Genomic DNA, 26,984 nt, shown 5'->3' with positions numbered 1-26,984 from the left:
ACTGGCCCCGGCCGCCCCGCCACGTCCAAGATCCGTCGTCATGCCCGGATGGAATTAGCATTCGGGGCATGGACATAGCGGTCCGGTCGCTCCGGTACTTCGTGGCGGTCGCCGAGGAACTGCACTTCACCCGCGCCGCGGAACGGCTGCGCATCGCCCAGCCGGCGCTCTCCAAGTCGATCCGGCGGATGGAGCGGGAGATGGGCGTGACGCTCTTCGAACGCAGCCGCCAAGGCGTGGCGCTGACCGACTCGGGCCGATCGCTGCTGCCCGTCGCGCGCGGCGTGGTCGGCGACCTCGACTCCTGGCTCGCGGGCGTGCGCCGGGACCGCGACGCCGCGTCCCGCGTCCTCCGCGTCGAGTACCACTCCGGCATGGACGCCGAGACGATCGAGCCCGTCATCGCCCGGTTCGCTCAGCTCCGTCCCGGCTGGCGGGCCGACCTCCGCGTCGGCGACTGGCACGACCCGGCCGGGGGCGTCCTCGACGGCCGGGTGCACGCCGCGTTCCTTCCGCTGCCGGTGCCCGGCCAGGAGAGCCTGGACGCGGAGATCCTGCGCCGCGAGCCCCGCCGCGTCGCGCTGCCCGCGGAGCATCCGCTGGCCGCGCGCGCGACGGTCCGGCTGGACGACCTGCGCGACGAGAGGTTCGTCGCGCTGCCGGCCTCGTCCGGCCCGCTCCGCGAGTTCTGGCTCGCGACCGCCGAGTTCGGCCGGACCCCCGCGATCGGCGCCGAGGTCGCGAACTCCGAGGACTGGCTCCAGGCGGTGCTGTCCGGCCGCGGCGTCGCGCTGATCACCGAGTCGAGCGCCCGCGTGTACGCGCGGCCGGGCATCGTCTACCGGCCGGTGGAGGGCGTCGCGCCGGCCGTCCGCGCCGTCGTGTGGCGGCGCGACGCGACCGATCCCGTCCTGCGCGACTTCGTGCGCGCCTGCGTCGAGGCCGCCGGGGCGCGGGCGGGGCGCGGCGGCCTGAAATACTCGTGACCATGACTTACACGGCCGACGGCGACCGATACGAACGACTTCCCTACCGGCGGTGCGGGCGCAGCGGGCTGCGGCTCCCCGCGATCTCGCTCGGGCTGTGGCACAACTTCGGCGACGACCGCCCGGTCGACGTCCAGCGGGCGATCCTGCGGCGGGCGTTCGACCTCGGGGTGACGCACTTCGACCTCGCCAACAACTACGGGCCCCCCTACGGGTCGGCGGAGACCAACTTCGGCCGCATCATGCGCGAGGACCTCGCGCCCTACCGGGACGAGCTCGTCATCAGCACGAAGGCCGGCTACGACATGTGGCCCGGCCCGTACGGCGAATGGGGGTCGCGCAAGTACCTGCTCGCGAGCCTCGACCAGTCCCTGAAGCGGATGGGGCTGGACTACGTCGACATCTTCTACAGCCACCGGTTCGACCCGGAGACGCCGCTGGAGGAGACGATGGGCGCGCTGGACCACGCCGTCCGGTCCGGGAAGGCGCTGTACGCGGGGATCTCGTCGTACTCGCCGAAGCGCACCGCGGAGGCCGCGCGGATCCTGCGGGAGATGGGGACGCCGCTGCTGATCCACCAGCCGTCCTACTCGATGCTGAACCGGTGGATCGAGGGCGGCCTGCTCGGCACCCTTGAGGAGGAGGGCGTCGGCTGCATCGCGTTCTCGCCGCTGGCGCAGGGCATGCTCACCGGCAAGTACCTCGGCGGCATCCCGGAGGGGTCGCGGGCCAGCAGGAACACCTCGTTCTCCAGCGATCTGCTCACCGAGGAGAACGTCCGGCACGTCCGGACGCTCGACGAGATCGCCCGGGGGCGCGGCCAGTCCCTCGCGCAGATGGCCCTCGCGTGGTCGCTGCGGGACGAGCGGGTCACCTCGGCGCTCATCGGCGCGAGCAGCGTCGCGCAGCTGGAGGAGAACCTCGCCGCGCTGGACCGGCTCGACTTCGCCCCGGACGAGTTGGAGGCGATCGACCGGGACGCGGTGGAGGCCGGCATCAACATCTGGGCGGCGTCCAGCGCCGACTGACCGGCGACCGGAGCGGAGCGCCAGCGGAGCGGAGGTCGCCGGTCAGTCGGCTTTTCCGGGGGGCCTGGGGGGTCGCCCCCCAAGAGGGGAACTGCCGGCGACCGGAGCGGAGCGCCAGCGGAGCGGAGGTCGCCGGTCAGTCGCCCTTTCCGGGGGGCCTGGGGGTCGTCCCCCAGAGGGGAACTGCCGGCGGCCGGAGCGGGGCGTGCATCGTCGTGCCCGCACCGGGCACGACGCCCGCATGGAAGAGATGACGCTGCGCAGTGCCGCATTCGACGATCACACGCTCATGCCGTCGGAGTACTCGCACGACAGGGGCGACGTCTCGCCGCCCCTGGAGTGGTCGCCGGTCCCGGAGGAGGTGGTGGAGCTGGCGCTCTCCTGCGAGGACCCGGACGCCCCGGTCGGGACGTTCGCGCACTGGCTGGTCGCCGGGATCGACCCGGTCACCACCGGCCTTGACGCCGGCGAGCGGCCGACGGGCGCGGTCCTCGGCCGCAACGACTACGGGACCGAGGGGTACGGCGGGCCGAAGCCGCCGGCCGGCGACGACCCGCACCGCTACTTCTTCCGCCTGTACGGGCTGTCGGAGCCGTCCGGGCTGCGGGACGGCTTCACGGCGGAGGAGCTGAGGGACGCCGTCGAGGACAAGGTCGTGGCGGCGGGCACGCTCGTCGGCACGTTCGCGCGGTGACGGCCGGGAGCCCCGGCCCGGACGACGACGGCCGCGAGCACGACCACCACGGCCGCGAGGGCGGCGAGCATCGCGAGCACGGGGGGCGCGAGCAGCCGCCGGGGACCGAGCCGATGACCGCGCGGAGCGCGCTGGGCCTGCGCGCCGTCCTGTCCGGCATCGCGCTCGTGGCGGCGGTCGCGGCCGCCATCGTGTTCGGCATCGTCGCGAACCACGACGGGAGCGGTGCCGCCTGGGGCGCGGCGGTGGTCTGCGTCATCGTCGCCGCGATCGCGGCGACGGACCTCGCGGTGATCGCCCGCCGCGCCCGCGGCCGCTGATCAGTGGCGGTGGGCCGGTGCGGCGAGCTCCGGATGGGCGAGCAGCCAGGAGATCCGCTCGCGGCTCTCGTCGTCGGTGGGCGTGTACACGACCATCCGGGCGCCCGCCGACCCGGTGATGTCCAGGTTGGTGGTGCGGGTGCGGATCTCCTCGACCACGGGGTGCCAGAGGACCTTCACGCGCGGGCCCGGCAGGGCCACCTCGTGCTCGGCCCACAGCCGCGCGAACTCCGGATTGGCCGCTTGGAGCCGCTGGACCAGTTCCTTCCAGCCCGGCTCGTTCATGTGCCGGCTGTAGCGGTAGCGGAACACCGCGACGTGCATCGGCATCTCCTCGGCCATGTTCCCGACCGGGTTGCAGCACGGCGGGGTCGTGAAGGTGATCCACATCGTGTTGCGCTCGCACGGCGGGGCGGTCGCGATGGACGGGAAGATCGCCGCATAGGCGGCGTTCCAGGCGAGCACGTCGGAGCGGGCGTTGCACACCGACGCGGGCAGCGGCAGCAGCCCGTCCAGGATCGTCTGCATGTCCTCGGGCAGCTGCTCGGCCTCGTCCGGCGGCTCCGCCTCCGGCACCTCCGCCAGCCGGTACAGGTGCTCGCGCTCGGCGCCGTCGAGGCGCAGCGTGCGGGCCACCGCGTCCAGCACCTGGGTGCTGGCGTTGATCGGGCGGCCCTGCTCCAGCCAGGTGTACCAGGTGACGCCCACCCCGGCGAGCTGCGCGACCTCCTCGCGGCGCAGGCCGGGCGTGCGGCGCCGCGGGCCCGGCGGCATTCCCACCTCGTGCGGGGTGATCCGCTCGCGCCTGCTGCGCAGGAACTCCGCCAGTTCGGTGCGGCGCCTGGACGCCCTGCGCCCGGTCGCCGTTCCGGTCGTCGTCACGGTTCCACACTGCCCTCTGCCCGCTCGCGTTGCCAGGTGCTGTCAGTACCAGTATCGAGGGGCTCTCGTTACCGGTACCGGATCGGCGCCAGTGTCGTTCCCATGACACAGACAACCGATCTGCGCGGGGTCGTTCCCGAGCGGGATGCGCGGAGCGGTCCCGGAGGCCTCACCCTCGGCCTCCTGCTGCTGGGACAGTTCATGGCGATCCTCGACGTGAACATCGTCAACGTGGCGCTGCCGACGATGCGCGCGGACCTGCACGCGTCCGGCGCGGGACTGCAGCTCATCGTCGCCGGATACACCATCACCTACGCCGTGCTGCTGATCACCGGGGCGCGGCTCGGCGACATCGCCGGGCACCGCCGGACGTACCACGCCGGCCTGGCCGCGTTCACGGTGCTGTCGCTGGCCTGCGGCCTGGCGCCGTCCACCTGGCCGCTGGTCGGGTTCCGGTTCCTGCAGGGCGCCGGGGCCGCGCTGATGACGCCGCAGGTGATGTCGATGATCCAGCGGAACTTCGCCGGGGCGGCGCGGGCGCGGGCGCTCGGGCTCTACTCGGCCGTGATCGCGGGCGGGGTGGTCGTCGGCCAGGCGGCCGGGGGCCTGCTGGTGAGCGCGGACCTGTTCGGCGCGGGCTGGCGGACGGTGTTCCTCGTCAACGTCCCGATCGGCGCGGTGCTGCTGGTGGCCGGGCCGCGGCTGCTGCCGCGCGACGGCGGCGCGCGGGGCGGGGACCTCGACGTCCCGGGGCTGCTCACGCTGTCGCCGGCCGTGCTGCTGTTCGTCGTCCCGCTGATCCTCGGGCACGAGCTGGGCTGGCCGCTGTGGGGGTGGTTCTCGCTCGCGGCGAGCGCCGCGTTCCTCGCCGCGTTCGTCGCGGTGGAGCGGGGCGCGGCGGCGCGCGGCGGCCGGCCGCTGATCTCGCCGCGGGTGCTGCGGGCGCCGCGGCTGCTGCCCGCCTGCGGGGCGCTCATGCTGGCGCCGGGGACATGGGGCGCGTTCCTGTTCACCACGACGCTGCACCTCCAGGGCGATCTGAGGATGTCGCCGCTCCGGTCGGGGCTGGCGTTCGTCCCGTGCGTCGCCGCGTTCGCGCTGGTGGGGCTGAACTGGCAGCGGCTGCCGGCCCGCTGGCACCGGAGGGTGATCCCGGTCGGCTTCGCCATCGCCGCCGCGGGCTACCTGTGCGTCGGCCCGCTGGCGGGCGGCGGCGTCGCGTACGAGCTGCTCACCGCCGTGATCGGGTTCGGCCTCGGGGTCATGTCGATCATCATGACGGCGGGGCTGGAGCACGTCCCGGCGGCGGACGCGGCGGACGCCAGCGGGCTGCTGCTGACGCTCATGCAGATCAGCCAGGTCATCGGCATCGCGACGATCGGGACGCTGTTCCTGACCGCGGCGGAGTCGAGCGGCTCCACCCGGCACGCCGAGTACGCCACCGGGTGGGCGCTCGGGGCCGTGGCCCTGGCCGGCACCGCGTTCACCGTGCTGCTGGCCCGGAACCGGGCGGGCGCGCGCGACGCGTGACGCGCCGCGCCTCCAGAAGGAGGGTCAGCCGCCGAGGCGGGCGCGCGCGCCCTCCACGGCGGGCGGAAGGGGGCGCCGCGCGCCGGCCAGCCGCGGCAGCGCGCGCGCCGCGTCGGCGAGTCCCGCCCGGCCGTCACGCGTGCCGAGCGCCGCACCGGCCATCCGCGCGACCGCCGGAAGGGGGCGGCGCAGCCAGGCGGTCAGCAGCGCGTTGCGGATCTCCCGGCGGCGCCGTGCCGCCGGGTTCCGGCCGCTCCGCGACGGATGGTGGTGCACGACCAGCTCCGGCACGTAGGCCAGCCCCCAGCCCGCGGACGCGAGGTCGAGCGCGAGGAGCTCCTCCTCGCCGGCGAAGTGCAGGACGTCGGAGAATCCCCCGGCGTCGAGGTAGGCGTCGCGGCGGACGACGGCCGAGCACGCGAGGAAGCCGAGGACGGCGGGCCCGGGCAGCCCGTCCGGGCTCCCGAGCGGTGACCGCGCCATCGCCTCCGACACCGGTTCCAGACGTTCGTCTTCGCCGACCAGGACGCGGGCGGCCAGCAGCGCCGTCCTCGGATGGGCGTCGAGGATCTCCACGGCCCGCTCCAGCGCGCCCGGCTCCCACCAGGAGTCGTCGTCGGCGAAGGCGACGTAGCGGGTCGCGGCCTCCCGCACGCCGGCGTTGCGGGCGGCGGCGCCGAGGTTGCCCGGCAGCCGCAGCACCCGCGCGCCGGCGTCCTCCGCGACCTCCGCGGTGCCGTCGGTGGAGGCGTTGTCGGCCACGATGACCGGCGCGGTGTGCCGGGTGAGGCTGTGTCGCAGTTCGGCGGCGCGGTCGCGCGTCGCGACCACGATCGTGACATCGGGCATGCTCTCCCCCGCTCCCATCAGCTGACGTACCGGCGCGCCTTGGAGGTCCGCTGCGCCTCCTCCAGGCTGCGCAGCCTGGCCTCGACGTCGCGCGGCAGCGTCCGGCGCTCCCGGGCGACCCAGCGCAGGCCCGCCGCCGCCTCGGCGAGCGCGCCCGCGGTGACGCGGTCGCGCGGCAGCGTGCGCAGCAGCCCGGCGGTGCGGCGGAACGCGACGGGCAGCGGGCGGCGCAGCCAGGTGAACCACAGCGTGTTGCGGATGCCGTGCCGGCGCCGCAGGTGGGCCTCGCGCAGCGGGGACGGCTCGTGGTGCACGACGACGTCCTCGGCGTAGCAGAGGTGCCAGCCGAGGGCCATCAGGTCGGCGCTCAGCAGCTCCTCCTCGCCGCCCAGCCACAGCCGGGGCGAGAACCCGCCGGCCTCCCGGAACGCCTCGGCCCGCAGCATGGACGCGCCCGCCAGGAACGAGCCGAGCGCGGGTCCGGGGATCCAGGACGGCCCGGGGACGGGCGAGCCGCGCAGTTCCGGGACGATCGGGTCCTCGCGCCCACCGGGCTCGACCAGGATCCGCCCGGTCACCACGGCCAGCCGCGGGTGCGCGTCCAGCAGGTCGGCGGCGCGCGGCAGCGCGCCCGGCTCCCACCAGGTGTCGTCGTCGCAGAACGCCACGTACGGGGTGCGGACGTGGTCGACCGCGAGGTTGCGGGCGACGGCGCCGAGGTTGCGCTGCGACCGGATCAGCCGGAAGCCGGGGAACTCCTCGGCGACGGCGTCGGGCGACCCGTCCCGCGAGGCGTTGTCCACCACGATGACGGGCGGCGGCCCGGGCAGCGCCCGCAGCCGGCCGAGCGTCGCCAGCAGCGAGCGCCGCCGATCCCGGGTGATGACGACGACGGTGCAGCGCATGGCACGCCCCCTACCCCCCGCACCTGCCCCCATGTCCGACTTGCGTCTTCAAACCCAATAAACCCCCGCAGCCATCGCGATGCACGTAAAAGCCGACTGAACTGTCAGTTCGCTCATCAGCGACTTTTCCCGGCACAGCGTTTAGAACCGGACTTCCCGGCAATGCCCGAAATCACCTATAGGGGATTCGCTCCATCGAGATCCCGGGCCGATGCCCACGACGGACGGCATCGGTACTCCACCGAACGCTGCGCCGAAACGGGGTTCATACATGCGCGTGCTCGGAATCAACGCGATCTTCCACGACCCGGCCGCCGCCCTCGTGGTGGACGGAACGGTCGTGGCCGCGGCGGAGGAGGAACGGTTCAGCCGCCGCAAGCACGGGAAACGGCCGGTCGCCTTCTCCGCCTGGGAACCGCCCGAGCAGGCGGCCCGCTGGTGCCTGGAACGCGCCGGGCTCGAGCCCGGCGACCTCGACGCCGTCGCCTACTCCTACGACCCCGACCTGGTCGAGCCCGGACTGGACGGCCACGACGAGCAGTGGGAGCGGCTGCGGACCCTGTACGCGCGCCGCGCCCCGAACTTCCTCGCCGCCGCCCTGCCCGGCCTGGACCCCGGGATCGTCCGGTACGTCCCGCACCACGTGGCGCACGCCGCGTCCGCCGCCCTGGCCGCGCCGCGGCCCTGCGACGGCGACGTCCTCGTGCTGGACGGCCGGGGCGAGTCGCACTCGCACCTCGCCGGGACCTACGCCGGCGGTGAGCTGACCCCGCTGCACGCGCAGCGCCTGCCGCACTCGCTGGGCCTCATGTACGAGGACCTCACCGAGCACCTCGGCTTCCTGCGCTCCAGCGACGAGTACAAGGTGATGGCCCTGGCGTCCTACGGCGAGCCGCGCTTCCTCGACGAGATGCGCGAGCACGTGCGGGCCACGGGCGACGGCGGCTTCGCGGTCGCCCCGATCGACTGGGGCGCGCTCGCCAAGGCCCGCTCGTCCGAAGGCGAGTGGACCCGCGACCACGCCGACCTCGCCGCGAGCGTCCAGGCGCGGCTGGAGGAGGTGCTGCTCGACCTGGTGACGTGGCTGCACGGGCGGACCGGCTCGCACCGGCTGATGCTCGCGGGCGGCGTCGCGCTCAACTGCGTGGCGAACTCGCGGCTCGCCGCGGACGGGCCCTACGACGACATCTGGGTGCAGCCCGCCGCGGGCGACTCCGGCACCGCGCTCGGCGCCGCCCTGCACCTGGCGCACGACGGCGGCGACGACGTCACCGCGATGCCGGGCGCCGACCTCGGCCGCCAGTGGGACGACGCCTCGATCGCGCGGTACCTCGACATCGCCAAGGTGCCGTACGAGCGTCCGCCCGACATCGCGGCGGCCGTCGGCGAGGCGCTGGCCCGCAACGAGATCGTCGCGTGGTTCCAGGGCCGTTCGGAGTTCGGCCCGCGCGCGCTGGGGCACCGGTCGCTGCTCGCCCATCCCGGTCATGCCGCCAACGTCGAGCGGCTCAACGACGTGAAGGGCCGCGAGCAATTCCGGCCCATCGCCCCGATGGTCGCACTGGAGCACGCCGCCGAGATCTTCGAGGGCCCGATCCCGAGCCCGTACATGCTGTTCGTCCATCGCGTCCGGCCGGAGTGGCGGGAGCGGATCCCCGCCGTCGTCCACGTGGACGGCACCGCCCGGATCCAGACCGTCGCGAGTGGCCACGAACCGCTCGTCGCGCGGCTGCTGGAGGAGTTCCGGCTGCGCACCGGCCTGCCGGTCGTCGTCAACACCAGCCTCAACACCGCGGGCCGGCCCATGGTGGACGACCCGCGGGACGCACTGGAGTGCTTCGGGTCCGCGCCCGTGGACCTGCTGGCGATCGGCCCGTTCGTCGTCCGCCGCCGGGAGGTGCACGCCCGATGAGCTGCACCGTCGTCATCCCGACGATCGGCAGGCCGAGCCTGCGCAGCGTGCTGGACGCGCTGCTGGACTCGATAGCCGGCGGCCCGGAGCCCGCCCCGCACGAGATCATCGTCGTGGACGACCGGCCCGCGCACGGCGCGCCGCTGCCGCTGCCGGACACCGGCGGCCGCCGCGTCCGGGTGATCCGCTCCGGCGGGCGCGGCCCGGCCGCCGCGCGCAACGCGGGCTGGCGCGACGCCGCCACCGAATGGGTCGCCTTCCTGGACGACGACGTCGTCCCCGACCCCGGCTGGACGCAGCGGCTGGCCGCCGACCTCGCCGGGCTGCCGCCGAAGGTCGCGGGATCGCAGGGCCGCGTCACCGTCCCGCCGCCGGACGGCCGCCGCCTCACCGACTGGGAGCGCAACACCGCCGGCCTCGCCGCCGCCGAATGGATCACCGCCGACATGGCCTACCGGCGCGGCGTGCTCGCCGAGCTGGGCGGCTTCGACGAGCGGTTCCGCCGCGCCTACCGCGAGGACGCCGACCTCGCGCTGCGCGCCCTGGCCGCCGGGCACGACCTGGTCCGGGGCGAGCGGCACGTGACGCATCCGGTGCGCCCGGCCGGGTTCTGGGCCTCGGTCCGCGCCCAGGCCGGCAACGCCGACGACGTCCTCATGTGGCGGATCCACGGCGCCGGCTGGCGGGCCCGCGCGGGCGAGGCCAGGGGCCTGCTGCGCCGGCACGTCCTGACGGCCGCCGCCGGGACCGCCGCGCTCGCCGCCGCGCCCGCCGCGCTGCGCGGGAGCGGGACTGGCACGGCCGCCGCCGCGCTGGCCGCGGGCGCGTGGGCGGTCTCCACCGCCCGGTTCGCGTTCGAGCGGATCCGTCCCGGGCCCCGGACGCCCGGCGAGGTGCTGAAGATGGCGGTCACGAGCGCCGTCATCCCGCCCGCCGCCGTCGGGCACCGGATCCGGGGCCTGCTGGCGCACCGCGACGCCCGGCCCTGGGCCGGGCCTTGGGTCGTGCTGTTCGACCGCGACGACACCCTCATCCGCGACGTCCCGTACAACGGCGACCCGGCGCTGGTCGAGCCGATGCCGGGCGCGCGCCGGGCGCTGGACCGGCTCCGCCGGCACGGCGTGCGGATCGGCGTGGTGTCCAACCAGTCGGGCGTGGCGAAGGGGCGCATCACCGTCCGCGACGTCCGGCGCGTCAACGCGCGGGTCGAGGAGCTGCTCGGCCGCATCGACGTGTGGGAGTTCTGCCCCCACGACGGCGGCGACGGCTGCGACTGCCGCAAGCCGCGGCCCGGGATGATCGTGCGGGCCGTGCGGCGGCTCGGCGCGCTGCCGGCCGACTGCGCCGTCATCGGCGACATCGGCCGCGACATCGAGGCCGCGGCGGCGGCCGGCGCGCGGGGCATCCTGGTGCCGACCGTCCGCACCCGGCCCGCCGAGATCGCGCGGGCGCTGGAGACCGCGCCGAACCTCGGCGCCGCCGTCGATCTGGTCCTCGGCGGAAGGCGGGCGCGATGAGGGTGCTGCTGGCACGTCAGGACAACCTCGGCGACGTGCTGCTCGCCGGGCCCGCCGTACGGGCGGTCGCCGCGCGCGCGGACGAGGTCGTGCTGCTGTGCGGGCCGCGCGGCCGTGCCGCCGCCGACCTGCTGCCCGGCGTGGACGAGGTCATCGAGTGGCGCGCGCCCTGGATCGACCCGAAGCCGGACCCGGTCGACCGGGCCGACGTCGAGCGGGCCGTCGCGAAGCTGGCGGGCTTCGACCGGGCGCTGATCCTCACCTCGTTCCACCAGTCGCCGCTGCCGCTCGCGCTGCTGCTGCGGCTGGCCGGGACCCCGTGGATCGGGGGCATCAGCGAGGACTACCCCGGCTCCCTGCTGGACCTGCGGCACCGTCCCGAGGGCGACGTGCCCGAGCCGCTGCGGATGCTGGCGCTGGCGGAGGACGCCGGGTTCCCGGCGCCCGCCGACGCCCGGCTTCGGGTGCGCGAGCCGCTGCCCGACACCGACCACCTCACCGGCGGCGCCGGCTACGTGGTGGTGCATCCCGGGACGTCCGTCCCGGCGCGGGCCTGGCCGCCGGAGCGGTGCGCCGAGGCCGTCCGGCTGCTGCGCGCCGCCGGCCACCGGGTCGTCGTGACCGGGCACGGCGAGGAGAAGGAGCTGACCGCGCTGGTCGCCGGGGAGGACGGCCTCGACCTCGGCGGCCGCACCGCCCTGCCGGAGCTGGCGTCGGTGCTGCGCGGCGCGCGCGCCGTCGTCGCCGGCAACACCGGCCCCGCGCACCTCGCCGCCGCCGTCGGGACCCCGGTCGTGTCGCTGTTCGCGCCGACCGTGCCCGCCGCCCGATGGGCGCCGTTCGGGGTGCCGATGGCGCTGCTCGGCGACCAGGGCGCCCCCTGCAAGGACAGCCGCGCCCGAGAGTGCCCGGTGGAGGGCCACCCCTGCCTGGCGTCGGTCGGCGCCGACGAGGCCGCCGCCGCCGTCGAGGTCGTCGCCGCGGACCCGCGCGGAACACCGCGTGAGGAGGCCCCCGCCCGATGAGAGTCCTGCTCTGGCACGTCCACGGCTCGTGGGCCACGTCGTTCGTGCACGGGCCGTGGACCACGCTCGTCCCCGTCACCCCCGACCGGGGGCCCGACGGCCGGGGGCGCCCCGACACCTTCACCTGGCCGGACCGCGCCGTCGAGGTCGCCCCCGAGCGCCTGCGGCACGAGGACGTCGACGCCGTCGTCCTGCAACGCCCCCATGAGCTGAGGCTCGCCGAGGAATGGCTCGGCCGCCGCCCCGGACGCGACGTCCCCGCCGTCTACGTCGAGCACGACACCCCGCGCCGCACGCCCGCGGACGCGAGCCTCCCCGAGGAGGTCGTCCCCGACAGCCGCCACTTCCTGCACGACCGCGACGACATCCCGGTCGTGCACGTCACCCACTTCAACCAGCTGTTCTGGAACTGCGGCCGTGCCCCGACCACGGTCATCGAGCACGGCGTCGTCGACCCCGGCTACCGCTGCACCGGCGACATGCCCCGCGCCGGCGTCGTCATCAACGACCCGCTGCGGCGCGGACGCGTCGCCGGGACCGACCTGCTCGCCGGCCTGGCGCGCGCCCTCCCCCTGGACCTGTTCGGCATGAACGTCACCGGCGTCCCGGAGGCGCTCGGCATCGCGCCGGAGTCCCTGTGGACGTTCGAGGACCTCCCGCAGGGGCGGATGCACGAGGAGCTCGCCCGCCGCCGCGTCTACGTCCACCCCTACCGGTGGACCTCGCTCGGCCTCGCCCTGATCGAGGCCATGATGCTCGGCCTGCCCGTGGTGGCGCTCGCCACCACCGAGGCGGTCGAGGCGGTGCCGCCGGAGGCCGGGGTGCTGTCCACGCGGGTCGCCGCACTGGCCGACGCCGCGCGGACCCTGGCCGCCGACCCGCCGCGCGCCCGCCAGATGGGCAAGGAGGCGCGCGCCCACGCCGTCGAACGCTACGGCCTGCCGCGGTTCCTGCGCGACTGGGAGCGAACTCTCACGGAGGTAACGCGATGAGAATAGCCATGATCTCCGAGCACGCCAGCCCGCTGGCCGCCGAGGGCGGGCTGGGCGGGGCGGACGGCGGCGGCCAGAACGTCTTCGTCGCGGAACTGGCGGCCGAGCTCGGGCGTCAAGGCCACTACGTCACCGTCTACACGCGGCGGGACGCGCCCGCCCGGCCGCGCCGGGTGCGGCTCGCGCCCGGCGTGGCGGTCGAGCACGTCCCGGCGGGCCCCGCCGCGCACGTCGCCAAGGACGACCTGCTGCCGTGGATGCGCGACTTCGGGCTGTACCTGGAGCAGCGCTGGGCCGCCGACCCGCCGGACGTCGCGCACGCGCACTTCTGGATGAGCGGCCTCGCCGCGCTCCAGGCGTCCGCACCGACGCTGGCGCGGCGGGTGCCGGTGGTGCAGACCTACCACGCGCTCGGCACCGTGAAGCGGCGCCACCAGGGCGGCAACGACACCAGCCCGGCGTCGCGGCTCCAGCTGGAGCGCGCGATCGGGCTGTCCGCCGACGCGGTCATCGCCACCTGCGCCGACGAGGTCGCCGAGCTGACCGCGATGGGCGTGCCGCACGAGCGGATCTCGGTGGTGCCCTGCGGCGTCGACCTCCGCCTGTTCACCCCGGACGGGCACGGCTCGGACGGCCGGGAGCGGCACCGCCTCGTCGTGCTGTCGCGGCTCGTCGAGCGCAAGGGCGTGGACACCGCGATCCGCGCGCTGGCGCACCTGCCGGACGCCGAGCTGGCCGTCGCCGGCGGGCCGCCGCGGAGCGGCCTGGACGGCGACGCGGAGGTGCGGCGGCTGCGGCGCGTCGCGCGGGACGCGGGCGTCGCCGGGCGGGTCGAGTTCCTCGGCAGGCTGGACCGCGAGGAGGTCCCGCCGCTGCTGCGGTCGGCGAGCCTCGTGGTGACCCTGCCCTGGTACGAGCCGTTCGGCATGGTGCCGCTGGAGGCGATGGCGTGCGGCGTGCCGGTCGTGGCCAGCGCCGTCGGCGGGCACCTGGACACCGTCGTGGACGGCGCCACCGGCGTGCTCGTCCCGCCGCGCGACCCGGAGGCGGCGGCCGCCGCGATCCGGTCGCTGCTGGACGACCCGGCCGGCCGCGCCGCGATGGGCTTCGCCGCAAGCGACCGGGCCCGCGACCGCTACTCCTGGACGCGCGTCGCCGCCGACACCGCCGGCGTCTACGAGCGCGCGGCGGCGCTGAGCGGGGTGGCCGCCTGATGACGACCACCACCCAGCGGGTCGCGCGGACCCGCATCGCCACCGCGCAGGACAGGCGCCTGGAGGCGCTGGCCGACGCGGCGCTGGCGTTCCGCGAGCAGGTCCCGACCATCGAGGCGTGGGGCCGCCGGCTCGCCGGCGTGCTGCGCGCCGGCGGCCGGCTGCTGGCCTGCGGGAACGGCGGCAGCGCCGCCGAGGCCCAGCATCTGACCGCCGAGCTCGTCGGCCGGTTCGAGGACGAGCGGCGGCCGCTGTCGGCGATCCCGCTGCACGGCGACACCTCGTCGTTCACCGCGATCGGCAACGACTACGGCCCGGCGCACGTGTTCGCCCGGCAGGTGCAGGCGCACGGCCGCCGGGGCGACGTGCTGGTGTGCCTGTCCACCAGCGGCCGCAGCCCCAACGTGATCACCGCGGCGGACCGGGCGCGCGAGCTCGGGATGACGGCCTGGGCGGTCACCGGGCCCGGCCCGAACCCGCTCGCCGACGCCTGCCACGACGCGATCACCGTGCGGGCCGCGGCGACCTCGACCGTCCAGGAGATCCACCTCGCCGCGGTGCACCTGCTGTGCGGGGTGGTCGACGACGCCCTGGGGGCGCCTCGTGCCTGAACTCGGCTTGTGCGGCGGCCGCACGGGCGCGGCCGCCGCCGGGAGGTATGGGGGCCCGTCCCCCCGGAAGGAGGCGAGATGACCGCACCGCTGGTGGTCGTGGGCGACGTGCTGCTCGACGTCGACATCGTCGGCACGAGCAGCCGGCTGTGCCCGGACGCGCCCGTCCCGGTCGTCGAGCAGGCGGAGGAGCACGCCCGGCCCGGCGGCGCCGGGCTGGCCGCGCTGCTGGCGGCGGCCGGCGGCCGGGAGGTCGTGCTGGTCACCGCGCTCGCCGACGACGAGCCGGGACGGCGGCTGCGCGCCATGCTGGAGCGGCACATGGAGGTCGCCGCATTCCACCTGCACGGCGGCACCCCCTGCAAGCTGCGCATCCGCTCGGGAGACCAGTCGGTGGCGCGCCTGGACGCCGGGGAAGGGCAGGCCCTCGACGGGCCCGTCGGTCCGCGCGTCACCGACGCGATCTCGGGGGCCGGCGCGGTGCTGGTCTCCGACTACGGGCGCGGGGTGACCCGGCACCGCGCCGTCCGGTCGCTGCTCGCGGCGCTGCCGCGCGGGGTCCCGGTCGTGTGGGACCCGCATCCGCGCGGCGAGCCGCCGGTGCCGGGGACGCGGCTGCTCACCCCGAACGAGGAGGAGGCCGCCCGGCTGGCCGCCGCGGACGGCGCCGACATCACCGGGTTCGGGCTGTCGGCGGCGGGCCGCCGCGGCCGGCACCTCGGCCGGGCGTGGGGCATCGAGGGCGTCGCGATCACGCTCGGGTCCGAGGGCGCGCTGCTGTGCGACGGGTCGGAGGCGCCGTTCCTGGCCCCCGCCGAGCCGGCCCGCGGCGACGCCTGCGGCGCGGGCGACAGCTTCGCCGCCGGAACGGTGGAGGCGCTCGTGGAGGGGGCGTCGCTCACCGGCGCGGTCACCGCGGGCGTGCGGCGCGCGTCGGACTACGTCCGGGCGGGCGCAGCGGCGGCCGTCGCGGCGCAGCTCGCCGAGTCCGGCACGGCCCGGCTCGTTCCCGAGCGCGGGGAGGACGCCTGGGACGTCGTCGAGCGGACGCGGCGGGCGGGCGGCACGGTCGTGGCGACCGGCGGCTGCTTCGACCTGCTGCACGCCGGGCACGTGAGCATGCTGCAGCAGGCCCGGCGGCTCGGCGACTGCCTGATCGTCTGCGTCAACTCCGACGCCTCGGTGCGCCGCCGCAAGGGCCCGACCCGCCCGGTGACGCCGGCCGCGGACCGCGTCCGGGTGCTGGAGGCGCTCAGCGACGTGGACGCCGCGGTCGTGTTCGACGACGACACCCCGGCGCCGCTCCTGGAGCGGCTGCGCCCCGACGTCTGGGTCAAGGGCGCCGACTACGCCGGGACGATCCTGCCCGAGGCCGAGACGGTCCGGGCGCACAACGGCGAGGTGGTCCTGCTGCCTCTGCTGGAAGGGCGCTCCACCACGCGCCTGCTGTCCACCACGAAGGGAAACGCGTCATGAACGTCCTCATCACCGGCGGGTCCTCCGGACTCGGCGCGGCCGTCGCGCGCAAGGTCGCGGAGGACGGAGGGCGGCCCCTCGTCCTCGACCGGCACCCCCCGAAGGACGACTTCGAGCACATGCAGGCGGACCTCGCGGACCGGCCCTGCGCCGAGCGCGCCGTGCACGGGCTGGCGCGCGCGGCGGGCGGCCTCAACGCGGTCGTCACCGCGGCCGGCACCGACGCGTGCGGCACCCTGGGCGACGTGCCCGCCGAGGACTGGGAGCGGGTCGTGCAGGTGAACCTGCTCGGCACGGCCGCGGTCGTCCGCGCAGCGCTCCCCTACCTGGAGAACGAGCCGAGCGGGCGGATCGTCACGGTCGCCTCGACGCTCGGCCTGCGGGCGCTGAGCGACGCCACCGCGTACTGCGCGTCCAAGTTCGGCGTCGTCGGCTTCACGCGCGCGCTGGCCGCGGAGATGGCCGGGAGGGTCTCCGTCACGATGATCGTGCCGGGCGGGATGGACACCGCGTTCTTCGACGACCGCACCGAGCAGTACAAGCCGGGGCCGGACGCCCAGCTGAACAGGCCGGAGAACGTCGCCGCGGCGATCGCCTTCGCGCTCCGGCAGCCGCCCGGCTGCGAGGTGCGGGAGATGGTGGTCTGCCCGTCGAACGAGCCGTCGTGGCCGTGACGCCCTCCCGCCGCGCGCTGGTGCTGCGGGCGCTCGGGCTGGGCGACCTGCTCACCGCCGTGCCCGCGCTGCGGGCGCTGCGGCGCGGCATGCCCGGCGCGCGGATCACACTCGCCGCGCCGCCCGCGCTGGCGCCCCTGGCGCTGGCCACGGGGGCGGTGGACGACGTCATGCCGGCGGACTCCGGGCTCGGCCCGCTGCCGCCCTCGGAGCCGGTCGGCACGGCCGTCAACCTGCACGGCCGGGGCCCGCAGAGCCACCGGGTGCTGGCGGCGCTGCGGCCCGCCCGGCTGGTGGCGTTCGCGTCCGCGAGCGCCCTGCACACCGACGGGCCCGACTGGGATCCGGGCGAGCACGAGGTGGCGCGCTGGTGTCGGCTGGTGCGCGCCTACGGGTTCGACGCCGAGCCCGACGACCTGGACCTGGCGCCGCCGGCGGTCCCCTCGCCCGCGCCCGGCGCCGTCGTCGTCCATCCGGGTGCCGCGTTCGCGGCGCGGCGCTGGCCGGCCGAGCGGTTCGCCGCGGTCGCGGCGGCGCTGCGCGCCGGCGGCGAGCGGGTCGTCGTCACCGGCGGCCCCGGCGAGGGACCGCTCGCGCACCGCGTCGTGGAGCTCGCGGGGCTGGACCCCCGCGACGACCTCGCCGGCCGCACCCACCTGCCGCAGCTGGCCGCGCTCGTCGCGGGCGCCCGGCTGGTGCTGTGCGGCGACACCGGCGTCGCGCACCTCGCGACCGCCTTCCGCACGCCGTCGGTGCTGCTGTTCGGGCCGACCCCGCCCGCCCGCTGGGGGCCGCCCGACCGGGCCGAGCACCGGGTGCTGTGGGCGGGACGGTCCGGCGACCCGCACGGCCGCGAACCCCACCCCGGTCTGCTGGAGATCTCCGCGGACCAGGCCGTCGAAGCCGCCGGGAAGGCGCTCACGCTACACGCTTAGGAGGAAACCGATGAGGCATGCCCGCGCCGTCGTCACCGGAGGTTCCGGCTTTCTCGGCTCGCACCTGTGCGAGGCCCTGCTGGCGCAGGACATCTCGGTCGTCTGCCTGGACAACCTGCTGACCGGCACGTCCCGCAACATCGCGCACCTCGCCGACCGGCGGGACTTCCGGTTCCTGAGGCGCGACCTCACCGAGCCGGTGCACGTGCCCGGCGACGTCGGCTACGTGTTCCATCTGGCGTCGTCCGCGTCCCCGGCGGACTACATGCGGTACCCGATCCAGACGCTGGATGTCGGCAGCCAGGGCACCCGCAACGCGCTGGAGCTCGCGGAGAGCAAGGGCGCCCGGTTCGTGCTGGCGTCCACGTCCGAGGTGTACGGGGACCCGCTGGTCCATCCGCAGCCCGAGACCTACTGGGGCAACGTCAACCCGGTCGGCCCGCGCAGCGTCTACGACGAGGCCAAGCGGTTCGGGGAGGCGCTGACGTCGGCGTTCCGGCACTCCCGCGGGCTGGACGCCGGGATCGTGCGGATCTTCAACAGCTACGGGCCGCGGATGCGCCCCGACGACGGCCGCGCGATCCCGACGTTCCTGCGGCAGGCGCTGACCGGCGAGGACCTCACCGTCACCGGGGACGGTGCGCAGACCCGGTCGATCTGCCACGTCAGCGACACCGTCCGCGGCATCATCGCGCTCGCGATGGCGGACCATCCGGGGCCGGTCAACATCGGCAGCCCCTACGAGATCTCGATGGCCGACCTCGCCGGGCTGATCGTCGAGCTGACCGGGTCGCCGTCGCGGGTCCGGTTCGTCGACCGGCCGCAGGACGACCCGAAGGTGCGGCGGCCGGACACCTCGCTCGCCGAGGAGGTGCTGGGCTGGCGCCCCCGGTTCGGCATCGAGGAGGGGCTGCGCTCCACCATCGAGTGGTTCTCCCGCGAGCTGCTCATCGCCCGTCCCGCCTAGCCGTGGTCCGCGCGACGGGCTAGAGGGCGGCCAGGAGGTCGGTGAGGAGGCCGGAGGACGGGGGCCGGGCGGGCGTGCGGCCCGCGCCCCCGGTCTCCAGGCACCAGCTCCACCACCGGTCGAGTTCCGCCGGGTCCAGCAGCGGCGGCGCGTCGCGTTCGCCCGTGGTGACGACCGCGGGCCACGACCAGGCGCGGGCCTGCGCCGTGACCTTCGCGCCGCCGGCCACCGGGTCGACGGCCAGGGCGGGGACGCCGTTCTTCAGCGCGAGGACGAGCCCGTGCAGCCGCGTCGTGACGACCACGTCGAGGCGGCGGAGCGCGGACTCCAGCTCGCCGGCCGTCGAGAACAGCCGCCAGTCGCGCGGGTCGAGCCGGGTGTCCAGGGGCATCCGCGCGCACGCGCGGCCGGAGAGCCAGTCCGTGAGCTCGGCCTCGATCCGGTCGTGGCGGCGCCGCGTCCCGTACTCGCGCTGGCCGGGGGCGAGGACGACGCCCGCGACGGGCACCCGCTCCGCCTCCGGCAGCGCCGCCAGGTCGTGCCGCGCCGCCGTCCCCGGCGCGTCCCTCGGCAGGACGGCGTCGAAGCCCGTGACGGCGGGGTCGTCCGGGTCGATGACCGAGACGCCGACCGCGACGCGCCGGCAGCGCGCGTACCGGCGGTGCAGTTCCTCGACCTGAGCGCCGTGAAGCGGGCCGCAGGCGAACACCAGGTGGGTGTAGCGCGCGGGATCCGCCCGGCCGAGGTCGAGGCCGCCCGGCCGGAAGACGGGGCTCCAGGCGACGTCGCACCCGATCCCCGCGCCGTCGAGGGCCCGCCGGACGGCCTCCATCGCCAGGACGTCCCCCGCCGTGGCCTCGCCGTGCAGGAAGGACGGCCACCCGGTCACCAGTGCCCGCACGCCGCCCTCAGCCGCCGCTCGGACGAGTCATGTCGATCCCCCATAGGTGACGCGCTGGTGCGCTGTTACCCGGGGGCGGCGCTCCCATGCCCGCGGCGGCCCCGGCTTGGGCCGTCCGTGGCGGAGCACGGAACGCCGCGTGGCCCGCCTCCCCGCGCCGTGACACTTCGGACACCTGCCGGTTTACCGAACCGGGCGGACGGGAACTGTACCGTCGCGGCCCACTCGCCGGCCGGGTTCTGCCAGGTCCCTTGGTCAGCGAGCCTGGGCCGCGCCAAGCTTCCGCGGGCGACGATCCGCAGGCGATGGTCTCGCGGTGGCAGCCCCGCGCGGAGCGGGCCGTCAGCCCGTGAACGCCTGCGCGAGCGCCATCCCGCAGTAGGCGGCGCCGAGCCCGCCGGCGACGCTCGCGCCCGCGTTGAGGACGGCGTAGAAGCGGGCGCCGTCCTCGGCCAGCCGGAGCGTCTCGTAACCGAACGTGGAGTACGTCGTCAGCGCGCCGCAGAAGCCCGTCCCGGCCAACGCCATCGGCCCCCCGGACAGGGGCAGCGCGGCCAGGAACCCCAGCAGCGCCGATCCCGCCACGTTGACGGTGAACGTCCCCCACGGGAACACCGAGTCGTGGCGCGCCTGCACGGCCCGGTCGGTGAGGTAGCGCAGCGGCGCGCCGAGCGCGGCGCCCAGCGCGATGAGCAGGACCGTCACGCCTTCCCCTCCGTGCCGCGGCCCGTGTAGCGGATCACCTCGACCGGGTCGATGATCACCAGGCCCTCCTCCAACAGCTCGTCCAGCTCCGGCAGGAAGGCGCGGATCTTCCGCTCGGCGTCCACGATCACGATCACCATCGGCAGGTCCTCCGACAGCGACAGGATGCGCGCGGTGTGGATGCGGCTGGACGCGCCGAACCCCTCGCATCCGCGCAGCACGCTGGCGCCGGCGAGCCCGGCCCGGTGGGCCCGGTGCACGATCTCGGTGTACAGGGGCCGGTGGTTCCACCGGTCGCTCTCCCCGACGAACACGGTCAGGCGCAGCGCCGGACCCTGGATTCTCATGACCGCTCCCTGGGACGCGCGCGGACGGCGAGGCGGGTCAGCCGGACACCCGCGAACACCGCGGCGAGCGCGGCGGCGAGCGTCCCCCCGAGGTACGACAGTCCCACCCCGGGCGCCCCGGCCGCCAGCGCCTTCTGGAAGTCGACGATATGGGTGGAGAAGGTGGTGTAGCCGCCGAGCACCCCGACGCCGAGGAAGGGCCGGACGAGCCGGTGCACGCGCCACGTCTCGGTGATCAGCACCATCAGCGCCCCGATCACCAGGCAGCCCGACACGTTGATCAGGAACACCGGCCACGGGAACTCGCCGGGACGGTACGGCATCGCCTCGGTGAGCCCGTACCGGGCGAGCGCCCCGAGGATTCCTCCGGCCGCGATGGCGCCGAGCGTCGCCCAGGGGGCGCGGCGCAGCTCGAAGCGCTGGCGCGGCACGCTGAGGTCGACGTCGGGGTCCACGGGACGTCCGGTCACGGCATCGGGCACGGCACACTCCTACCAGCGGAAACATCGGTCACCGGTAGGGACCGTTGGCGGATCGCACCGCGGTTCTCCCCCGTCGCGGGGACGGCGGGCCCCACCGCCGCGGCGCCGCTCTCCCGAGGGCGCGCGCCCAGTCTACCGGCCACCGGGAGACGCGCTGGAGCGGCCCGCCCGGTCAGGACCCGGGACGATCGGCCTCGCCGCGCCGCCCGCCCGTCCGCACGCCCCGCGACTCCACGAACGTCTTGAAGCGCCGCAGGTCCGCCTTGACGCGGCGGTGCAGCGCCCCGGCCCTGTCGCCGGCCTTCTCCACCAACCCCTCGGGTGCGAACTCCATCTGCGCGGTGACGCGGGTGGTGTCGCCGTCGAGGCGATGGAACGTCACCACGCCCGCGTGCGCGGGTCCCTCCGTCGACGTCCACGCGACGCGCTCGTCCGGCAGCCGCTCGGTGATCCGCGCCTCGAAGCGCCGGGTGACGCCGGCGACCCGGACGGTCCAGTGCAGCGTGGTGTCGTCCACCCGCCGGATCTCCTCGACGCCCTCCATGAACAGCGGGAACTCCTCGAACCGCGCCCACTGCTCGTAGGCGACGCGGATCGGAACGGTGACGTTGACCGACTCGGTGATGGTGCTCACGGGGCTCTCCCCTTCGTCCGTCACCCGCCCCGCTACCCTCCCGGTCTCCTTCTACACGGTGGCCTTCCACACGGCGGCGGGTCCGGTGTGAGCGGCGGCTCGCCGGGTACAGGAGGCGCAGCGATCAGCGCCCCCGCCCATCGCCGGCACCTCTGACAAGGAGGCCAGACCCCCATGACGTCGGCGCGTCCGTCCAGCTCCCCGCGGTCCGATGCCCGGGTCCCCCGCTTCGGGGACGGCGAGGCCGAGCTCCTCCTGGCGGAGATGAGACGCCTGCCGGAGGACGACCAGCGGCGCCACCGGCTCCGCACGCGGATCGTGGAGATGCACGTGCCGCTCGTCCGCGGGATCGCGCGAAGGTACGCCAACCGGGGCGAGCCGCTGGACGACCTCCAGCAGGTCGCGTACCTGGGGCTGGTCAAGGCCATCAACCGGTTCGACCCCGAGGTCGGCGACCGGTTCGTCACCTACGCCTACCCGGTCGTGACCGGCGAGGTGAAGCGGCACTTCCGGGACAAGACGTGGGGCGTGCGGGTGTCGCGGCGCATCCAGGAGCTCCGGCCGGTGCTGCAGAGCGCCGTCCAGAAGTTCACCCGCGAGCACGGCCGCTCGCCCACGACCCGCGAGATCGCCGCGCTCATGGAGATCACCGAGGACGAGACGGTCCAGGTGATCATCGCCTGCGACGCCTACCGGCCGCTGTCGCTGGAGGCGCCGGCGGACGGCGGCGCCGAGGGCGACGCGGCGACGGTCGGCGAGCGGCTCGGCTCCGACGACCCCGCCCTGGAGAACCTCATCGACGGCGACGCGCTGCGGCCGCTGATCGACGAGCTCCCCGAACGCGAGCGGACGATCCTGCTGCTGCGGTTCTTCGGCAACAAGACGCAGACGCAGATCGCCGAGCAGGTCGGGCTGTCGCAGATGCACGTGTCGCGGCTGCTGCGCGCGACCCTCGAGCGGCTGCGCGGCGGCCTGCTCGCGGAGGGCTGACCCGGGTCAGGGCCGCGGCAGCGCGCAGGACCCGCCCAGCACCACGTCGCCGCCCTCGCCGAGGCACCGTGCGAGCAGGTAGGTCTGCTGGGCGTAGTGGGCGCCGCGCCGGACGTCGACGTTCCCCTCGCGGTCCACCTCGCACGGGTTGTTCAGCGTGCAGCGCCCGCCGTCGTCGTTGCCGGTGTTGTTGATCGCGACGACGTGGCGGGTGCGGGCGTCGACGACGGGCGAGCCGGACGTGCCGTGGACCGTCTGGCACTGCGGCGTGTACCGGATGGAGTCCTTCCACGTCCATCCGGCCTCCCGCAGCCGGTAGACGGTCGCGTCGCTCTTGCAGCCGTAGACGGTCTTCCAGTAGCCCGACACGACCCGGATCTCGGTGCCGTCAGAGGGACGGGCGGTCGACAGCCGCAGCGCCGGGATCCCGTACCGCTTGCGGATGGTCCCGTAGCTCTCGTCCAGCCGGTACACGGTGACGTCGGTGTCGGTCATGGTCGAGTACTCGACCCTGGTGGCCTTCAGGGTGCCGAGGCTCGTGCGGCCCGTCCGGTCGAGGAGCCTGAACGTCCGGGCGGACGGCCGGTCGACGATGACCTGCCCCGGCGCCGGCATCCCGTCCTCCAGGCAGTGGCCGTTGGTCAGGACCAGGGCCTTGTCGGAGTCGCGCGAGCGCGGCCCGCGCACCAGGGAGCCGGAGCAGTTGCTGAGCGCGACGATCCCGGTGAAGTCGACCTCCCCGTGCCCGCGGGCGGGGGCGCCGGCCCCGGCGGCGCTCGCCGGGGCGGCCGCGGCGGCGGCGCCCGCGAGGGCGATCGACGCGGTGACGGCTCCAGCGAATCGCCGGTTCATGCGGGGTCCTCTCGGGTGGGCCGACACGGACGGTGACCAGCCGGTGACCAGGCTGTCCCGGCGGACACTAGATCACCTTCGCCGCCGGAGGAAGGACCGCCACACCGTACGATCGGCCCATGACCGACTCACCGCTGCGCTGGGGCATCCTCGGGACGGGCGGCATCGCCTCGGTGTTCACCGAGGACGTGCTGCGCCTCCCCGGCCACGAGGTCGTCGCCGTGGGCTCGCGCTCGCACGGCACCGCCGCCGCGTTCGCCGAACGGTACGCCGTCCCCCGGGCGCACGGCTCCTACGCCGGGCTCGCCGCCGACGACGGCGTCGACGTCGTGTACGTCGCCACGCCCCACCCCCTGCACTACGAACCGGCTCGGCAGTGCATAGAGGCGGGACGGGCCGTGCTGGTGGAGAAGCCGTTCACCACCGGCGCCGCCGACGCCGAGAAGCTCGCCGCGCTCGCCCGCGAGCGCGGCGTGTTCGCGATGGAGGCGATGTGGACCCGGTTCAACCCGCTCGTCCGGCGGCTGCGCGACCTCGTCGCCGGCGGCGCGATCGGTGACGTGACGGCCGTGTACGCCGACTTCTCCATCACCCGGACCTACGACCCGGAGCACCGGCTGTGGTCGCCGGAACTGGGCGGCGGCGCGCTGCTCGACCTCGGCTGCTACCCGCTGTCGTTCACCTGGCCGCTGCTCGGCCCGCCCGCGTCCGTGCAGGCCACCGCGTCGCCCGCGCCGACCGGCGTGGACGCCAACACGGGCGTCCTGCTCGGCTACGAGTCCGGCGCGGTGGCGCTGCTGCACTGCGGCCTGCTCGGCGACTCGCCGCACACCGCCACCGTCATCGGGACGGGCGGCCGCGTCGACGTCGCGTCACCGTTCTACCGGCCCGCGTCGATGACGGTCGTGCGGACCGGCGGCGACCCCGAGGTCCTCACCGCGGACATCGAGGGGCACGGCTACACCTACCAGGCGCAGGAGGTGGCGCGCTGCCTGCGCGCCGGCCTCACCGAGTCGCCGCTGATGCCGCTGGACGAGACCGTCGCGATCCTGCGGACGATCGACGAGATCACCGACCAGTTCACTCAGTCCACGTCCACCCAGCCGTAGGTGCGCTCGACCGCCTTCTTCCAGCCGGCGTAGCCCTTCTCGCGCTGCTCGTCGCTCCAGGTGGGCAGCCAGCGCTTGTCCTCGTTCCAGTTCTGGCGCAGCTCGTCGGTGGTGTTCCAGAAGCCGACGGCGAGGCCGGCGGCGTAGGCGGCGCCGAGCGCCGTGGTCTCGGCGACGACGGGGCGCGACACCGGGACGCCGAGGATGTCGGCCTGCATCTGCATGCACAGCTCGTTCGCCGTCACGCCGCCGTCCACCTTCAGCACGTCCAGCGAGACCCCCGAGTCCTCGCGCATCGCCTCGACGACGTCCTTGGACTGGTAGCAGATCGATTCGAGGGTGGCGCGGGCCAGGTGGGCGTTGGTGTTGAACCGCGACAGCCCGACGATCGCGCCGCGCGCGTCCGACCTCCAGTAGGGGGCGAACAGCCCGGAGAACGCGGGGACGAAGTACACGCCGCCGTTGTCCTCGACCTGCCGGGCCAGGTTCTCGCTCTGGGCGGCGCCGGAGATGATGCCGAGCTGGTCGCGCAGCCACTGCACCGCCGACCCGGTCACCGCGATCGAGCCCTCCAGCGCGTACACCACCGGGTGGTCGCCGAACTTGTAGCAGACCGTCGTGAGCATCCCGGCCTTGGAGCGGACGAGTTCCTCGCCGGTGTTGAGCAGCAGGAAGTTGCCGGTGCCGTAGGTGTTCTTGGCCTCGCCGGGCGAGAAGCACACCTGGCCGACCGTCGCGGCCTGCTGGTCGCCGAGGATGCCGGTCAGCGGGACCTCGCCGCCGAGCGGGCCGTCCGGGCGCGTCACGCCGTACGGGTCGGGCGCCGACGACGGCCTGATCTCCGGCAGCATCGAGCGCGGGATGCCGAAGAACGACAGCAGCTCGTCGTCCCAGTCGAGGGTCTCCAGGTCCATCAGCATGGTGCGGCTGGCGTTGGTGACGTCGGTGACGTGCACGCCGCCGTCCGTCCCGCCGGTCAGGTTCCACAGCACCCAGGTGTCCATGTTGCCGAAGACGGCCTCGCCCTTCTCCGCGGCCTCGCGGACCCCGTCGACGTTCTCCAGGATCCACTGGACCTTGCCCGCGGAGAAGTACGTCGCGGGCGGCAGCCCGGCGCGGTGCCGGATCGTCTTGCCGCGGCCGTCGCGCTCCAGCGCGGAGGCGATGCGGTCGGTGCGGGTGTCCTGCCAGACGATCGCGTTGTAGTACGGGCGGCCGGTGCGGCGGTTCCACACCAGCGTCGTCTCGCGCTGGTTGGTGATGCCGAACGCGGCCAGGTCGGTGGGCTGCAGGTTCGCCTTGTTCAGCGTGCTCTGGACGACCGCGCGGGTACGCTCCCAGATCTCGGTGGGGTTGTGCTCGACCCAGCCGGCCTGCGGCAGGATCTGCTCGTGCTCGAGCTGGTGGCGGGCGACCTCGTTGCCGCCGTGATCGAAGATCATGAACCGGGTGCTGGTGGTGCCCTGGTCGAGGGCGCCGACGAAGTCGGCCATGCGGCTGTGCCTTTCTGCGCGGGACGGGCGGGGCGGGAACGTGCGGGGCAGGGGACGTCCGGGCGGGACGGGCGGCGCCCGTCACTCCTCGACGTCGTACTCGGGCCTCGGCTCGGTGCCCCCCGGGCCTTCGTCGGGGATGTTGCGGCCGATGAGCAGGATGTACAGGCCGGCGCCCAGGATGCCCCCGATGACCGGCGCGACGAGGGGCACCCAGAAGTAGAAGTGCCCGTACTGATCTCGCCAGGCGGTGTCGTAGCCGGTGATGTACTGCGCGAGCCGCGGGCCGAAGTCGCGCGCCGGGTTGATCGCGTACCCGGCGGCCGAGCCGAACGCCATGCCGATCGCGACCACGACGAGCCCGATGATGAGCGGCGCCAGGTTCGCCAGCGGAGGCGAGTTGCGCGGATCGGTGAGCGCCAGCACCAGGAACAGCAGGATCGCGGTGCCGATGATCTGGTCGCGGAACGCGCCCCAGGTGTGGATCGGCAGCGACCCGTTGCCCGGCATGGTGGAGAACACGAACTGCGACTTGGCGGTGTGCCCGGGGTCGAACTTGGCCAGGATCTCGGTGTAGTCCCACCGGACGATGAGCGCCGCGATGAACGCGCCGAGCACCTGGGCGAAGATGAACGGGACGACCTTCCGCCACGGGAAGCCCTTGAAGACCGCGAGCGCGATCGTCACCGCCGGGTTGATGTGGCCGCCGCTGAGCCGCGCCGAGACGTAGACGCCGAGCGTCACCCCCCACCCCCACGCCCAGGTGATGGCGTCGTGGCCGCCGAGGCTCTGCGGGGCGCCGAGCCCGCTGGCCGCGACGGCCTGCGCGACGACGCCCACTCCGAAGAGGATGAGGATCAGGGTCCCCGCGAACTCCGCGGACATCTCGACGGCGAGGTCCGGGAGTCTTCGTCCTCGCGGGAGTGCGGCCATCTCTCCTCCTCGGGGATGTGA

General features: G+C 75.0%; 28 protein-coding genes. 17 read left to right on the top strand and 11 right to left on the bottom strand.

Annotated features, from left to right (window positions below; translation table 11 throughout):
• The first annotated feature begins 68 nt into the window (after window positions 1-68).
• From J4557_RS28625 to J4557_RS51740, 4 genes are all read left to right on the top strand, one after another.
• Window positions 69-986, top strand: a complete 918-nt coding sequence (locus J4557_RS28625) for a LysR family transcriptional regulator (protein ID WP_208269851.1) — start codon at window positions 69-71, stop codon at window positions 984-986.
• Between the two features lie 2 nt (window positions 987-988).
• Entirely contained in the window at window positions 989-2,014 is a 1,026-nt protein-coding gene (mgrA, locus tag J4557_RS28620; protein WP_208269850.1) for an L-glyceraldehyde 3-phosphate reductase, read from the top strand.
• Window positions 2,015-2,219: 205 nt separating this feature from the next.
• Window positions 2,220-2,708: a YbhB/YbcL family Raf kinase inhibitor-like protein gene (locus J4557_RS28615; protein WP_307800257.1), complete on the top strand. Its 489-nt coding sequence runs from the start codon at window positions 2,220-2,222 to the stop codon at window positions 2,706-2,708.
• Window positions 2,705-3,028 (top strand): DUF6343 family protein, encoded by a 324-nt coding sequence (locus J4557_RS51740; protein WP_208269849.1) that lies wholly within the window; start codon window positions 2,705-2,707, stop codon window positions 3,026-3,028. Before J4557_RS28615 ends, J4557_RS51740 begins: the two co-directional genes overlap by 4 nt.
• Here the strand turns inward: J4557_RS51740 and J4557_RS28605 are convergent, their stop codons facing one another.
• Window positions 3,029-3,910, bottom strand: a complete 882-nt coding sequence (locus tag J4557_RS28605) for a helix-turn-helix transcriptional regulator (RefSeq protein ID WP_307800256.1) — start codon at window positions 3,908-3,910, stop codon at window positions 3,029-3,031.
• Window positions 3,911-4,012: 102 nt separating this feature from the next.
• On the opposite strand from J4557_RS28605, the gene J4557_RS28600 reads away from it, so the two are divergent.
• Entirely contained in the window at window positions 4,013-5,440 is a 1,428-nt protein-coding gene (locus J4557_RS28600; RefSeq protein WP_208269848.1) for an MFS transporter, read from the top strand.
• Window positions 5,441-5,464: 24 nt separating this feature from the next.
• Here J4557_RS28600 and J4557_RS28595 read toward each other — a convergent pair whose 3' ends face one another.
• The gene (locus tag J4557_RS28595; RefSeq protein WP_243776464.1) at window positions 5,465-6,289 is read right to left on the bottom strand and encodes a glycosyltransferase family 2 protein; all 825 of its coding nucleotides are present in this window, start codon (window positions 6,287-6,289) and stop codon (window positions 5,465-5,467) included.
• Window positions 6,290-6,306: 17 nt separating this feature from the next.
• Complete coding sequence (locus J4557_RS28590; RefSeq protein WP_208269846.1) at window positions 6,307-7,194, bottom strand: glycosyltransferase family 2 protein; 888 nt, start codon at window positions 7,192-7,194, stop codon at window positions 6,307-6,309.
• A gap of 271 nt (window positions 7,195-7,465) precedes the next feature.
• Here J4557_RS28590 and J4557_RS28585 point away from each other — a divergent pair, with 271 nt between their 5' ends.
• The 10 genes from J4557_RS28585 (at window position 7,466) to J4557_RS28540 (ending at window position 18,517) form a co-directional block, all read left to right on the top strand.
• Window positions 7,466-9,106, top strand: a complete 1,641-nt coding sequence (locus J4557_RS28585) for a carbamoyltransferase family protein (RefSeq protein ID WP_208269845.1) — start codon at window positions 7,466-7,468, stop codon at window positions 9,104-9,106.
• Window positions 9,103-10,623 (top strand): HAD-IIIA family hydrolase, encoded by a 1,521-nt coding sequence (locus tag J4557_RS28580; RefSeq protein WP_208269844.1) that lies wholly within the window; start codon window positions 9,103-9,105, stop codon window positions 10,621-10,623. The genes J4557_RS28585 and J4557_RS28580 overlap by 4 nt, the downstream gene beginning before the upstream one ends.
• A complete protein-coding gene (locus J4557_RS28575) occupies window positions 10,620-11,648 on the top strand; it encodes a glycosyltransferase family 9 protein (RefSeq protein WP_208269843.1) in 1,029 nt (342 codons plus the stop codon). Before J4557_RS28580 ends, J4557_RS28575 begins: the two co-directional genes overlap by 4 nt.
• Entirely contained in the window at window positions 11,645-12,640 is a 996-nt protein-coding gene (locus tag J4557_RS28570; protein ID WP_208269842.1) for a glycosyltransferase family 4 protein, read from the top strand. The genes J4557_RS28575 and J4557_RS28570 overlap by 4 nt, the downstream gene beginning before the upstream one ends.
• Window positions 12,641-12,648: 8 nt before the next feature.
• Window positions 12,649-13,854: a glycosyltransferase gene (locus J4557_RS28565; protein WP_243776463.1), complete on the top strand. Its 1,206-nt coding sequence runs from the start codon at window positions 12,649-12,651 to the stop codon at window positions 13,852-13,854.
• On the top strand, window positions 13,854-14,465 hold the full coding sequence (locus J4557_RS28560; RefSeq protein ID WP_208269840.1) for a D-sedoheptulose-7-phosphate isomerase: 612 nt from the start codon (window positions 13,854-13,856) through the stop codon (window positions 14,463-14,465). Before J4557_RS28565 ends, J4557_RS28560 begins: the two co-directional genes overlap by 1 nt.
• A 78-nt stretch (window positions 14,466-14,543) precedes the next feature.
• Entirely contained in the window at window positions 14,544-15,941 is a 1,398-nt protein-coding gene (locus J4557_RS28555) for a PfkB family carbohydrate kinase (protein WP_208269839.1), read from the top strand.
• Complete coding sequence (locus J4557_RS28550) at window positions 15,938-16,615, top strand: SDR family oxidoreductase (RefSeq protein WP_208269838.1); 678 nt, start codon at window positions 15,938-15,940, stop codon at window positions 16,613-16,615. The genes J4557_RS28555 and J4557_RS28550 overlap by 4 nt, the downstream gene beginning before the upstream one ends.
• Complete coding sequence (locus tag J4557_RS28545; protein ID WP_307800255.1) at window positions 16,606-17,550, top strand: glycosyltransferase family 9 protein; 945 nt, start codon at window positions 16,606-16,608, stop codon at window positions 17,548-17,550. Before J4557_RS28550 ends, J4557_RS28545 begins: the two co-directional genes overlap by 10 nt.
• 10 nt (window positions 17,551-17,560) lie before the next feature.
• Window positions 17,561-18,517: an NAD-dependent epimerase/dehydratase family protein gene (locus tag J4557_RS28540; protein WP_208269837.1), complete on the top strand. Its 957-nt coding sequence runs from the start codon at window positions 17,561-17,563 to the stop codon at window positions 18,515-18,517.
• A gap of 19 nt (window positions 18,518-18,536) precedes the next feature.
• Here the strand turns inward: J4557_RS28540 and J4557_RS28535 are convergent, their stop codons facing one another.
• From J4557_RS28535 to J4557_RS28515, 5 genes are all read right to left on the bottom strand, one after another.
• Window positions 18,537-19,418 carry a polysaccharide pyruvyl transferase family protein gene (locus J4557_RS28535; protein WP_307800254.1) on the bottom strand — a complete coding sequence of 294 codons (882 nt, stop codon included), beginning with the start codon at window positions 19,416-19,418 and terminating at the stop codon, window positions 18,537-18,539.
• Window positions 19,419-19,760: 342 nt separating this feature from the next.
• Window positions 19,761-20,123 (bottom strand): fluoride efflux transporter FluC, encoded by a 363-nt coding sequence (locus J4557_RS28530; protein WP_208269836.1) that lies wholly within the window; start codon window positions 20,121-20,123, stop codon window positions 19,761-19,763.
• On the bottom strand, window positions 20,120-20,470 hold the full coding sequence (locus J4557_RS28525) for a DUF190 domain-containing protein (RefSeq protein WP_208269835.1): 351 nt from the start codon (window positions 20,468-20,470) through the stop codon (window positions 20,120-20,122). Before J4557_RS28525 ends, J4557_RS28530 begins: the two co-directional genes overlap by 4 nt.
• Window positions 20,467-20,952 carry a fluoride efflux transporter FluC gene (locus J4557_RS28520; protein ID WP_307800253.1) on the bottom strand — a complete coding sequence of 162 codons (486 nt, stop codon included), beginning with the start codon at window positions 20,950-20,952 and terminating at the stop codon, window positions 20,467-20,469. Before J4557_RS28520 ends, J4557_RS28525 begins: the two co-directional genes overlap by 4 nt.
• Before the next feature lie 172 nt (window positions 20,953-21,124).
• Complete coding sequence (locus J4557_RS28515) at window positions 21,125-21,586, bottom strand: SRPBCC family protein (protein ID WP_208269834.1); 462 nt, start codon at window positions 21,584-21,586, stop codon at window positions 21,125-21,127.
• A 174-nt stretch (window positions 21,587-21,760) separates the two neighbouring features.
• Here J4557_RS28515 and J4557_RS28510 point away from each other — a divergent pair, with 174 nt between their 5' ends.
• Window positions 21,761-22,576, top strand: a complete 816-nt coding sequence (locus J4557_RS28510; protein WP_208269833.1) for a SigB/SigF/SigG family RNA polymerase sigma factor — start codon at window positions 21,761-21,763, stop codon at window positions 22,574-22,576.
• A 6-nt stretch (window positions 22,577-22,582) separates the two neighbouring features.
• On the opposite strand, the gene J4557_RS28505 is transcribed toward J4557_RS28510, so the two are convergent.
• Window positions 22,583-23,428 (bottom strand): S1 family peptidase, encoded by an 846-nt coding sequence (locus J4557_RS28505; RefSeq protein ID WP_208269832.1) that lies wholly within the window; start codon window positions 23,426-23,428, stop codon window positions 22,583-22,585.
• A 119-nt stretch (window positions 23,429-23,547) separates the two neighbouring features.
• On the opposite strand from J4557_RS28505, the gene J4557_RS28500 reads away from it, so the two are divergent.
• Window positions 23,548-24,537 carry a Gfo/Idh/MocA family protein gene (locus tag J4557_RS28500; RefSeq protein WP_208269831.1) on the top strand — a complete coding sequence of 330 codons (990 nt, stop codon included), beginning with the start codon at window positions 23,548-23,550 and terminating at the stop codon, window positions 24,535-24,537.
• Here the strand turns inward: J4557_RS28500 and glpK are convergent.
• Both glpK and J4557_RS28490 read right to left on the bottom strand, forming a co-directional pair.
• The gene (gene glpK, locus J4557_RS28495; RefSeq protein ID WP_208269830.1) at window positions 24,513-26,030 is read right to left on the bottom strand and encodes a glycerol kinase GlpK; all 1,518 of its coding nucleotides are present in this window, start codon (window positions 26,028-26,030) and stop codon (window positions 24,513-24,515) included. The two genes, J4557_RS28500 and glpK, sit on opposite strands and share 25 nt — an antisense overlap.
• 81 nt (window positions 26,031-26,111) lie before the next feature.
• Complete coding sequence (locus J4557_RS28490; protein WP_243776462.1) at window positions 26,112-26,963, bottom strand: MIP/aquaporin family protein; 852 nt, start codon at window positions 26,961-26,963, stop codon at window positions 26,112-26,114.
• Window positions 26,964-26,984: the final 21 nt, after the last annotated feature.

Source organism: Actinomadura nitritigenes (genome assembly GCF_017573545.1).
In the GTDB taxonomy this organism is placed as follows: Bacteria; Actinomycetota; Actinomycetes; order Streptosporangiales; family Streptosporangiaceae; genus Spirillospora; species Spirillospora nitritigenes.
The sequence above is the reverse complement of the archived record's forward strand: the minus strand, read 5'-3'. Positions and strand labels throughout refer to the sequence as shown.

Bases quoted from the DNA above. Each gene is read 5' to 3' on its own strand.
- glpK (WP_208269830.1), bottom strand. From the start codon at position 26,030: ATGGCCGACTTCGTCGGCGCCCTCGACCAGGGCACCACCAGCACCCGG.
- J4557_RS28595 (WP_243776464.1), bottom strand. From the start codon at position 6,289: ATGCCCGATGTCACGATCGTGGTCGCGACGCGCGACCGCGCCGCCGAA.
- J4557_RS28505 (WP_208269832.1), bottom strand. From the start codon at position 23,428: ATGAACCGGCGATTCGCTGGAGCCGTCACCGCGTCGATCGCCCTCGCG.
- J4557_RS28570 (WP_208269842.1), top strand. From the start codon at position 11,645: ATGAGAGTCCTGCTCTGGCACGTCCACGGCTCGTGGGCCACGTCGTTC.
- J4557_RS28490 (WP_243776462.1), bottom strand. From the start codon at position 26,963: ATGGCCGCACTCCCGCGAGGACGAAGACTCCCGGACCTCGCCGTCGAG.
- mgrA (WP_208269850.1), top strand. From the start codon at position 989: ATGACTTACACGGCCGACGGCGACCGATACGAACGACTTCCCTACCGG.
- J4557_RS28555 (WP_208269839.1), top strand. From the start codon at position 14,544: ATGACCGCACCGCTGGTGGTCGTGGGCGACGTGCTGCTCGACGTCGAC.
- J4557_RS28580 (WP_208269844.1), top strand. From the start codon at position 9,103: ATGAGCTGCACCGTCGTCATCCCGACGATCGGCAGGCCGAGCCTGCGC.
- J4557_RS28560 (WP_208269840.1), top strand. From the start codon at position 13,854: ATGACGACCACCACCCAGCGGGTCGCGCGGACCCGCATCGCCACCGCG.
- J4557_RS28585 (WP_208269845.1), top strand. From the start codon at position 7,466: ATGCGCGTGCTCGGAATCAACGCGATCTTCCACGACCCGGCCGCCGCC.
- J4557_RS28550 (WP_208269838.1), top strand. From the start codon at position 15,938: ATGAACGTCCTCATCACCGGCGGGTCCTCCGGACTCGGCGCGGCCGTC.
- J4557_RS28565 (WP_243776463.1), top strand. From the start codon at position 12,649: ATGATCTCCGAGCACGCCAGCCCGCTGGCCGCCGAGGGCGGGCTGGGC.
- J4557_RS28600 (WP_208269848.1), top strand. From the start codon at position 4,013: ATGACACAGACAACCGATCTGCGCGGGGTCGTTCCCGAGCGGGATGCG.
- J4557_RS28575 (WP_208269843.1), top strand. From the start codon at position 10,620: ATGAGGGTGCTGCTGGCACGTCAGGACAACCTCGGCGACGTGCTGCTC.
- J4557_RS28510 (WP_208269833.1), top strand. From the start codon at position 21,761: ATGACGTCGGCGCGTCCGTCCAGCTCCCCGCGGTCCGATGCCCGGGTC.
- J4557_RS28500 (WP_208269831.1), top strand. From the start codon at position 23,548: ATGACCGACTCACCGCTGCGCTGGGGCATCCTCGGGACGGGCGGCATC.
- J4557_RS28540 (WP_208269837.1), top strand. From the start codon at position 17,561: ATGAGGCATGCCCGCGCCGTCGTCACCGGAGGTTCCGGCTTTCTCGGC.
- J4557_RS28590 (WP_208269846.1), bottom strand. From the start codon at position 7,194: ATGCGCTGCACCGTCGTCGTCATCACCCGGGATCGGCGGCGCTCGCTG.
- J4557_RS28525 (WP_208269835.1), bottom strand. From the start codon at position 20,470: ATGAGAATCCAGGGTCCGGCGCTGCGCCTGACCGTGTTCGTCGGGGAG.
- J4557_RS28625 (WP_208269851.1), top strand. From the start codon at position 69: ATGGACATAGCGGTCCGGTCGCTCCGGTACTTCGTGGCGGTCGCCGAG.